The following is a 9,463-nucleotide window of genomic DNA, read 5'->3' as shown; positions in this document are numbered from 1 at the left end:
CACATCAACGAGTACATCCAGGAGGTGATGGGGGCGCAGTACAGCGCGAAGGACTTCCGCACGTGGGGCGGGACGCTCATCTGCGCGTGCGCGCTGGCGCGAGCCAGGAGTCGAGTGCGCGAGGTGGCCGCGAAGGACGGTGCGAAGGCGGCGAAGAAGACGATGGTGGCGGCGGTGAAGGAGGTGTCCGAGCACCTGGGGAACACGCCGGCGGTTGCTCGTGACTCGTACATCTACCCATCGGTGCTGGCGATGTTCGAGCGGGGGCGTGTGGTGGACCGCTACTTCCACTCGGTGGACGAGCTGGTGCGGCACGAGAAGCCGTCACTGCACGGCGCGGAGAAGGCGCTGCTGGACATGCTGGAGGACGGCACGGCCTGCGCCGCGGCGGGAGGACAGGCGACGGTCTAGGGGTACATTTCTGGCCGCGAAACCGGTAGCCTCCTACCGAGGCCCGCACGATGCGCGCGCGGCCCGCGATGACGGATAGCCCCCCATGAGAATTCTCTCGCTGCTCGCCCTGTGCCTTCTGCTGGGGTGTGACCCCACCCTGCCGGAAAACCCAGGAGGACCCACGGACGGAGGGACGACGCTCCCGGACGACGGAGGGACGACGCTCCCGGACGACGGCGGGGCGACGCCCCCGGATGCCGGCTGCGCGCCCGAGTCCGATGCTTCGTTCTGCGGCAGGCAGGGCAAGACCTGTGGTCCCCTCACCGGCACGGACAACTGCGGTGCCAGCCGGATGGCCGACTGTGGCGGGTGCGCCGCGCCGCATACCTGTGGCGGCGGTGGAGTGGCCAACGTCTGCGGCAGTCCCAGCTGTACGCCCGAGACGGACGCGGCCCTCTGCTCTCGGCTGGGCAACAACTGCGGCGGCGTGACGGCCCTGGACAACTGCGGGGGCAACCGCACCGTGAATTGCGGAGGCTGCACCGCGCCCCAGAGCTGCGGAGGTGGCGGCACGGCCAACGTCTGCGGCTGCACGTCCGAAACGGACGCGGCCCTCTGCTCCCGCCTGGGGAAGAACTGCGGCAATGTCACCGCGGCCGACAACTGCGGACAGCCGCGCACCGCCTCCTGTGGCGGCAGTTGCACCACCCCTCAGACGTGTGGCGGTGGCGGCACGGCCAACGTCTGCGGCTGCACGCCCGAGACGAACGCGACCTTCTGCTCCCGGCTGGGCAAGAACTGCGGCACCGTCTCCGGCGCTGACAACTGCGGCGCGGCGCGCACCGTGTCGAGTTGCGGCACCTGCACCAACCCCAAGAGCTGCGGCGGTGGCGGCACGGCCAACGTCTGCGGCTGCACCCCCAATCCGGAGACGGACGAGGAGGTGTGCCAGCGTCTCGGGAAGAACTGCGGCTCGCTGTCGACCAAGGACAGCTGCGGCAACTCACGCTACGTGTCGAGCTGCGGCACCTGCACCGCGCCCGAGACCTGCGGGGGTGGCAACACCTGGAACGTGTGCGGCTGCACCTCCGAGTCGGACGCGGCCTTCTGCGGCACGCGTGGGGCCAACTGCGGCACGGTCTCGGACGTGGACCGCTGTGGGCGGCCCCGGACGGTGACCTGCGGGAGTTGTGCCTCGCCGCGCCAGTGCGGGGGCAGCGGCACCCCACAGCTCTGCACGCTTCCGCTCGGCGACTATCCCGGCGTGGCCATGACGAAGCTCTCGAGCGATGCGCCCAAGGCCTTCTTCCCCTCGCCCGACGAGCAATACGTGGCCTACAGCACCGACCGGTCGGACAGCCCGTTCGGATGCTTCGGCCGCGTCGGCCTGGGAAACCTGTCGGTGGTGACGCTCGGCAGCCCTCCCACGGTGCGCAAGCTGGATTCCCACGCCGGCTTCAACGAGACCTTCTTCCTGGCCGACTCCGCCACCCTCGTCTGGACGAGCTACTACCCCTCCGACCCGTGCACGAGCTCCAGCTCTCTGCGGCGAGCGATGTCGGATGGGACGAGCCCCTCCTTGGTGACGTCCGCTGGCTACTTCACGGAATTTCGTAACGTGGGCGGAACGGCGTTCTTCAAGGAGAAGAGCTACAGCTCGGGTGACCTCGGGTACCTCACGGCGTACTACTTCGCTGGCAAACGCAAGGTGAACCTGGGCTATGGCTCGTACCTCCCGGACCGCGGACCCGCTCCGGATGGGAGCGCGGTGGTGTACACCGAAAGGAGCAGCGGGTGGCTGTTGCGCAAGCTCACCACGTACACCCCGGCCGGCACGCCGCTGCTGGTCGAGCCCCAGAAGTACGTCTACGACCATGTCTGGGCCCCAGACAGCACCCGGCTGGCCTTCATCCACTCGGCCGTCGTTGATGGACCCGCCACCCTCTCCCTCATCTCGGCCGATGGCACCGGCCGACGGGATCTGGTGGCGGATTGCCGCTGCCAGCGCGTGTTCTTCTCCGCCGATGGCACGCGCGTCGCCTACGACGGCACGGACACCGCGGGCAACCGGCAGCTCACCGTCCTGCCGATCGATGGAGGTGAGGCGGTGGTCCTCACCGGGCTGCCCTCCACTGGGGGCACCATCTTCTTCAGTCCGGACTGGCGCTGGGTGCGGGCGGAGCTGTCCGCGAATACCTCTTACCCCTATCCCCGGCTCTTCCTCGCCAACACCTCCCAGAGCGGCGCCTTCGTCGAGCTCACCGGCAGCTACTCGCGCGGCTTCGTCGCCACCTCCGCATGGGACTACGTGGCCGCCATGATCCAGCAGCCCACCTACCAGCTGAGCGTCTCGGTGTTCCCCACCGCCGGAGGAGCGGCCCAGGAGCCGGTGTCCTCCGGCACCAGCTGGCTCGATTACGAGCACGTGGCCAGTACGCCGCGACTGGCGGTCTTGCGCAACCCACCGAGCGGCTATGAGTGGGGCTCGCTGGAGCTGTTCGGCACGGATGGCTCCGGGCCGGCAACGGTGGTGACGCCCGAGGCGTACACCTCGAGCAGCAACTGGAGGATGGCGCGGCCCTTCTGGTCCGGACGGGTGCTGCTGTACTCGGTGAACCGGCGGGTGGACCCGACCTCGGGCGAGTACGTCTTCGATCTCGCGGCCAGCACCAGCGACGGGGCGACGAGCGGCCTCGTGGCGCGGGACGTGCTCTGGGTGAACTACGTGAACAATCCCTCCCGCGTCTTCTTCACCCGGAGCCGCCAGAGCGGCGGCGGGTTGTGGATGGTGGAATTGCCACGCTAGCTGGCCCAAGGAGGGCAGGGGCACGGCCAGGCGCCTGCCCTTGCCGGACCCCTCACGCCCTTCGAGCGTGGGGCGGAGGTTCCAGGCTACGCTGCGGGGAGTGAGCGAGTACGTCACCCACCTGAACGCCCTGCCGAAAGCGAGGCTGGAGGCGCTGCGAGAGGCCCTGCTCTCCTCGCGCTTCGTGGCGCGCAGCACGCTGATGGGGACGTTCCAGAACAGTCGGGGCTTCGCCTTCATCTTCACGGAGGCGGGGCGGGCGACGCTGGAGGAGCGCTTCCCGTTCCTGCGGGACTACCTCGCGCGGGTCATGGATCCGGAGAGCTCGCGGGGGCTGCTGCCGTGGCGCGAGCGGCTCTTCGGGGCTCGGAAGGAGCGGCGGAGGCCGAACGCCTTCTACCTGAACCTGCTGTTGCTGGAGGCCGGGCGAGGCGTGGGCCGGCACATCGACGCGACGCTCAAGGCGCCGAGTGGCGTGCCGGACGCGACCCCCGAGCACGTGAGCGTGCTGTACCTGAACGTGCCCGAGGGCGTGAAGGGAGGCGCGCTGGTGCTCTCGCGCGGGGCCCTGCCACGGGGCAAGGTGCGTCCGAGGGCGGGCATGCTGGTGCACTTCCGAGGGGACCTGATGCACGAGGTGCAACCCTTCACGGGAGGTGGAGAAGGCGCGCTGCGAGCGAGCCTCGTCTGTGAGCAATACACCTTCGCGCCCGAGGTGCTGGCGCGCCTGCCCCAGTTCCGCATCCAATCCAAGGCGGGCTTCGCGGCGTACCTGGAGGAGCACCGGCAGCGCAGCGCGGGCTGAGCCTCCTACCTCAACCGGGCCGCCAGCGAGCCCAACTCCTGGGACTTGTGGCGGTTCGTCCGCGTCACCTGCATGGCGAGCGCCTCGGCCGTGGCGGCCACCTCCCGCCGCACCTCGCCCGGCAGCTCCGCTTCCTCCAGCAACTCGGGCACGTCCGCGAAACGGCCATGGTCATCCGCGACGTAGGCCGCGAGCAGCTCCTCCGCCACCTCGCGCACCGCCCCCGGCACCCTCGACGCGAGCACCAACGCCACCTGGGCCAGTTCCCGGCAGAAGAGCGCCAGCTGCTCCTCGTCCGCGATGCGGTCGAACACCTGGGGAATCGTCTTCACGAAGTAGCGCAGCACGGACACGCCTTCCGCCGGGTAGCCCTCGGTGAAGGAGCGGATGTCTCCGAGCAGCCGCTCCAGCCGGCCGATGTACCCGGGCACCTCCCGCCAGTCGACGTACCGCACGCGCATGGCGCCCTCGATGGCCCGCCGCAGCTCGCGAGCCAGGGTCTCCTCGGCTCCGGACGGAGCCTCCGGCCGGGCGAGTGCGTGCCGCAGCTCCGCATCCGCCAGGAATTGCTCCACCGCGAAGTCGAGCAGCTGCTCCCGCGGCCAGGATGCCAACCTGGCTCGGATCTCCGCCCTCAACGCCGGCTCGCTCGTCGCGCCGTCCTCGTGCTTCCGGGTCATCGGGAGGAAAGCTAAACACCCCGACCGGAAACGTCATGTCCCCGAGCCGACTTCGGAAGTGGGGAGGTGTGCGGGAGCCCAGAAACGACAAAACCCCGCTGGCTCATCGCCAGCGGGGTTCCGTCTCGAGTTGCGGGGGCAGGATTTGAACCTGCGACCTTCGGGTTATGAGCCCGACGAGCTACCAGGCTGCTCCACCCCGCGATATCGATTACTGCGCTGTGGACTGCGTTGCTTCAAACACCAGAGACCCTGTCATTCATTTCCACAGGGTCTCTGGCTTTTTGAGTTGCGGGGGCAGGATTTGAACCTGCGACCTTCGGGTTATGAGCCCGACGAGCTACCAGGCTGCTCCACCCCGCGGCGTCGAAGCGAGAGGGTAAGTACCGCCCTCCCCCTGTACCGTCAACTCTTTTTATCCAGCCCCGAGTCCAACCCCGAGAGGCGCGTGGTTCATCCCGCGCCTCTCGGATTCGAAGCCTGACAGCGCTACTTGCCCAGCTTCTGCTTGAACAGATCCGCGAGGGTACCGAGACCCTTCTTGCCACCACCCACCGGCTGCTGGGTCTTGGTCCACGCCTCGACCTCGGCGCGCTCCTCGGCCCGCTCGGCGGCGGTGATGGAGAGGCGGATCTTCCCGGAAGCGTCGATGTCCAGGATGGCCACCTTCAGCTCCTGGCCCATCGAGAACTTCTTGCGCAGATCCGTGCCGCGCTCGGTGCCCGTCTCGCTCGCGGGGAGCAGGCCCTTGCCGCCCGGGAAGGCGAGGAAGACGCCGTAGGGCTCGATGCGGTCGACCTTGCCCACCACCACCTGGCCCACCTTCGGACGAGCCGCGGCGGGCTCGGCGGGCTTCTTCTCGGCGGCAGCGGCGGCCGGACGCTCCTCGGCGGGGCGCTGGGCCTCCTCCTCGGTGATGCGGCGCAGGCCGATGCGCTTGTCGTTCGCGTCGATCTTCTCCACCTGTACCCAGATCGTCTCGCCCTCCTGCACCACGTCGCGCGGGTGCGCGATGCGGCGCTCGGACAGCGCGGAGATGTGCACCAGGCCATCCACGCCCGGACGCAGCTCCACGAAGGCGCCGAAGGCCTGCAGGCGAACCACCTTGCCCTGGAGCCGATCGCCTTCCTTGATCTCGGCGAGCGCCATCTTGAACGGATCTTCCTGGCGGGCGCGCAGGGAGAGCGTGATGCGCTCCTTGTGCTTGGACTTCTCCGGCGCGTTGGGCTGGGCGGCCTCCATGCGGAGGATCTCCACCTCCACCTCATCGCCCTGCTTCACCACCTCGCTCGGGTGGCCCACGCGCGTGTAGGACAGCTCGGAGACGGGGATCATCCCCTCCACGCCGCCCAGGTCCACGAAGACGCCGAAGTCACGCACGCCCGAGACCTTGCCCTTGACCACCTTGCCCTCGGCGAGCGTCTCGCGCGTCTTGGCGGCCAGCTGGCGCTGCTCGTCCTCGAGGAGCGAGCGGCGCGAGAGGACCACGTTGCGATCCCTCACCTCGGTGACGCGGAAGGTGAGCTTCTCGCCGACGAACTGGTCCGGCTTCTCCACGAAGCGGATGTCGAGCTGGCTGATGGGGCAGAAGGCGCGCACGTCGCCGATCGCCACCTCCACGCCGCCCTTGTTCACCGAGAGGACCATGCCCTCCACGGGCATGCCGGAGGCGCGGGCCTCGGCCAGCATCGCCATGTTGGCGCTGCCCTTGGCCAGCGCGCGGCTCAGCAGGATGCCGCGGGCACCCGCCTCGATGACGTGCGCCTCGATGGTGTCGCCCACGCCGTAGCGCAGCACACCCTCGTCGTCCTTGAGTTCGCGCAGCTCGATCATCGCCTCGCTCTTGGCGTTGGACAGCGACACGAAGGCCGTGTCCGCGCCGAGCTGGAAGATGGTGCCCGAGACCTTCTCGCCGATGCGCACCGCCTTGCGGCCGGGCACACCGCCCTCCTTCTGCTGCGCCGCGAACATCTCCTCGAAGGACTCCGTCTCGGGGACCTCCTCGTAGAGAGCGCTGCTGGGGGCCGGCGTCGGAGTGGGCCGCGGGGCCGCCGAGGCGACCGGAGCGGGCACCGGGGCCGGAGCCTCGGTGGTCGTCGCGGGCTCGGTCGGGGCAACGGCCGTCGGGGACGGCGTCACCAGCTCGCGCGTCTCCACCGCGCCCGAGGCGCGCTTGACCACCACCATGGGGCCCTGGCCACGGCGCTCGCCGCCGCCACCACCACGGCCACCGCGCTCGCCACCACCACGGCCGCCACGCTCGCCGCCGCCACGGCCACCGCGCTCGCCACCGCCACGGCCACCGCGCTCCTCACGGGGAGCACCCTCGCGAGGGGCCGCCTGCTGGGCACCCGCCTCACCTTCCGGCTTCGCCGGACGGGGCTCGCCACCGCGCTCACCACCCGGGCGGCGGTCGCGATCACGGCCACCGCGCTCCTCGCGCTCGCCGCCACGGCCCGCCGGGATGCCGAGCATCACGTCGCCAAAGGTGGCCTTGGGCTTCTTCGGACCGAAGCCTCCCGGACCGCCGCCACCAGAACCCACGGAACCGTTCTTATCGTCGCTCACTGCCAGGACCTTCCTGAACGAATGGCCAGCGTGGGACATCATGCCCCTTGCTGGGGAAAAAGGCGGCGCACTCTACACATGCGCCGTGCTCGGACGGAAGACGCAAGTCAACATCTTCCAAGAAGCGTGACGGCAACCCCTCCATAACGCGACATCCAGGAGGTGCCATCCCCTACGACCGGGGGCAGGCCTGCTCGCCTGCTCCCGACTTCACCCCATGGTTACCCTGATCACGTCCCGGAGAGGGGGAAACCCTCTCCCCCACCCCCTCCAGGCGTGGGAGGTTAACGGGCCGCCCGGCGGCGGAGTACCCGCTGAAGCACGGCCCGGGCCTCGGGAATGCCCAGGGCCCCGGTGATGCCGAAGTACACCGCTCCAAAGGGCAGCACGACCGCCAGGAAGAGGAGCACCGGGTGCAGCGCCGGCGGGGGGACGAGGCTCCCACCCCACTCCTCCATCACCCGGGGCATGGGCCCCAGCACCCGGGCCAGCGCCACCTTGATGCCCAGCCCCGTCAGGCCCGCCGCGAGCGCCGCTCCCCATAGCCTCGTGAGGAGCCCCGGGGGCAACCCCACTGGCCCAATCTGTCTGGCGAGCGCCCGCCGCAACATCCGCGACTCGAACCAGGCCATCAGCCCGCTCGTGATCGTCAGGAACACCGCGCCCAGGTGCTCTGGCAGGCCCACCAGTCCCGGCAATCGCAGCGCCAGGAACCAGGCCGCCACCGCGCCCAGGCCTACCCGCAGGGTCGCGAAGCGCAGCGGCGTGCGGGTGTCCTTGAGCGCGTAGAAGGTCGAGGCGTACAGACGTCCCAGCGCCGACGCCACCAGGCCCACCGACGAGCCCATCAGCAGGTACCAGAGGTAGCGCGTGTCCGCGGCGGTGAAGCGGCCCGTCTGCAGCAGTCCACCCGCCACCACGTCGCCGATGAGGAGCAATGCCGCCGACGAGGGCACCACGAAGAAGGCGATGCGGCGCGACCCGGCCTCGAGCCGCGTGCGCAGCTTCCCGGCCACCTCCTCCCCCGCTCCGGCCGCGCGCGACATCTCCGGCAGCTCGGCCGCGGAGATCGACATCCCGAAGAGGCTCACGGGGATGAGGTAGATCGTCTGCGCGTACGTCAGCGTGGACAGCGCCCGGTCGGCGATGAGCGAGGCGTATGACGTGTCCACATAGGCACTCACCTGCACCACGCCCCGGCCGAGCACCACCGTCCCGAAGCTGCGCAGCACCTGACGCACGGACTCGCTGGCCGTGGACAGGGACGGGCGGAAGCCCCCGAGCAGCCGCAGCACCGAGGGCACCTGCACGGCGAACTGGAGGAAGCTGCCCACCACCACGCCGTAGGAGAGCACCACCACCAGCCGCTCCTCGGACAGCCCGCGCGAGCCCGCCACCGCCAGCGTGGCGATGATGGCCAGGTTCCACACCACCGGGGCCAGGTACGACAGGAAGAACTTCCGGTGGCTGTTGAGGACGCCCAGGCACCACGCGGACAGCACCAGCATCCCCGTGCCCGGGAAGAGGATGCGCACCAGGCGGATGGCCATCTCCCGCGCCTCGCCCTCGAAGCCCGGGGCGATGGTGTCCACGAAGAGCGGCGTGGCGAGCATGCCCACCGCCACCATCACGCTCATGGCCAGCGCGAGCAGCCCGAACACCGCCCCCGCGACGCGATCCGCCTCCTTCGTGTCCCCCTTGCCCAGCAGCCCCGCGTACACCGGGATGAACGAGCCGGACAGCACGCCCTCGCCGAAGAGGTTCTGCAGGAAGTTGGGGATGCGCAGCGCCGCCTTGAACACCGCGGCGAGCACCCCGTTGCCCAGGTAGTGCGCGAAGGCCCGCTCGCGCACCAGCCCCATGAGCCGCGAGGCCATGATGCCCGCCGCGACGAGCAGCGCGCCTCCGCCTCGGGCGGGTGTTCCCGGGGAGACGGGACGGGTTTCGGTAACGGGGGAAGCGTCGGTGCGGGGCGCGGGAACGGTCAAGCGGCCCGGACTCTATGCGGAGCGTTCACCCGCTTGAAGCGAGAAGACCCCGGCCCATGGTTTCCCTTGACGGTCCCCCCTGCGGGCCGCGATGGTCAGCGCTCCCATGGCCGGTTCCCCAGATAACGACCTTTCGACCGATGTGGCGCTCGTCCGCCAGGTCCTGGCGCGCGAACTGGAGACCATCAACGAGTACGAGGCCCATGCCCGCGCCGCCTCCACC

Annotated in this window: 5 protein-coding genes, 2 tRNA genes and 1 pseudogene; 3 read left to right on the top strand and 5 right to left on the bottom strand. The window is 69.8% G+C overall.

Annotated features, from left to right (window positions below; all coding sequences use genetic code 11):
• From VF794_RS41155 to VF794_RS41145, 3 genes and pseudogenes are all read left to right on the top strand, one after another.
• A pseudogene (locus VF794_RS41155) lies at positions 1-411 on the top strand (DNA topoisomerase IB); the annotation flags it as partial.
• 85 nt (positions 412-496) lie between these two features.
• The gene (locus tag VF794_RS41150) at positions 497-3,199 is read left to right on the top strand and encodes a hypothetical protein (RefSeq protein WP_331119442.1); all 2,703 of its coding nucleotides are present in this window, start codon (positions 497-499) and stop codon (positions 3,197-3,199) included.
• 100 nt (positions 3,200-3,299) lie between these two features.
• Complete coding sequence (locus tag VF794_RS41145; RefSeq protein ID WP_331119440.1) at positions 3,300-4,004, top strand: 2OG-Fe(II) oxygenase; 705 nt, start codon at positions 3,300-3,302, stop codon at positions 4,002-4,004.
• Positions 4,005-4,009: 5 nt separating this feature from the next.
• Here VF794_RS41145 and VF794_RS41140 read toward each other — a convergent pair whose 3' ends face one another.
• The 5 genes from VF794_RS41140 to murJ all read right to left on the bottom strand — a co-directional run bounded on the left by VF794_RS41140 (position 4,010) and on the right by murJ (position 9,129).
• Entirely contained in the window at positions 4,010-4,684 is a 675-nt protein-coding gene (locus tag VF794_RS41140) for a hypothetical protein (RefSeq protein WP_331119438.1), read from the bottom strand.
• 130 nt (positions 4,685-4,814) lie between these two features.
• Positions 4,815-4,888 (bottom strand) — tRNA-Met (locus VF794_RS41135).
• Positions 4,889-4,973: 85 nt separating this feature from the next.
• Positions 4,974-5,047: transfer RNA gene (locus tag VF794_RS41130), tRNA-Met, on the bottom strand.
• Positions 5,048-5,173: 126 nt separating this feature from the next.
• Positions 5,174-7,252 carry a S1 RNA-binding domain-containing protein gene (locus tag VF794_RS41125; protein ID WP_331119436.1) on the bottom strand — a complete coding sequence of 693 codons (2,079 nt, stop codon included), beginning with the start codon at positions 7,250-7,252 and terminating at the stop codon, positions 5,174-5,176.
• A gap of 284 nt (positions 7,253-7,536) precedes the next feature.
• A complete protein-coding gene (murJ, locus tag VF794_RS41120; RefSeq protein ID WP_414641026.1) occupies positions 7,537-9,129 on the bottom strand; it encodes a murein biosynthesis integral membrane protein MurJ in 1,593 nt (530 codons plus the stop codon).
• Positions 9,130-9,463 lie beyond the last annotated feature (334 nt).

This window comes from Archangium sp. (assembly GCF_036389735.1).
In the GTDB taxonomy this organism is placed as follows: domain Bacteria; phylum Myxococcota; class Myxococcia; order Myxococcales; family Myxococcaceae; genus Archangium.
This window is presented reverse-complemented; position numbering and strand designations above follow the sequence as displayed.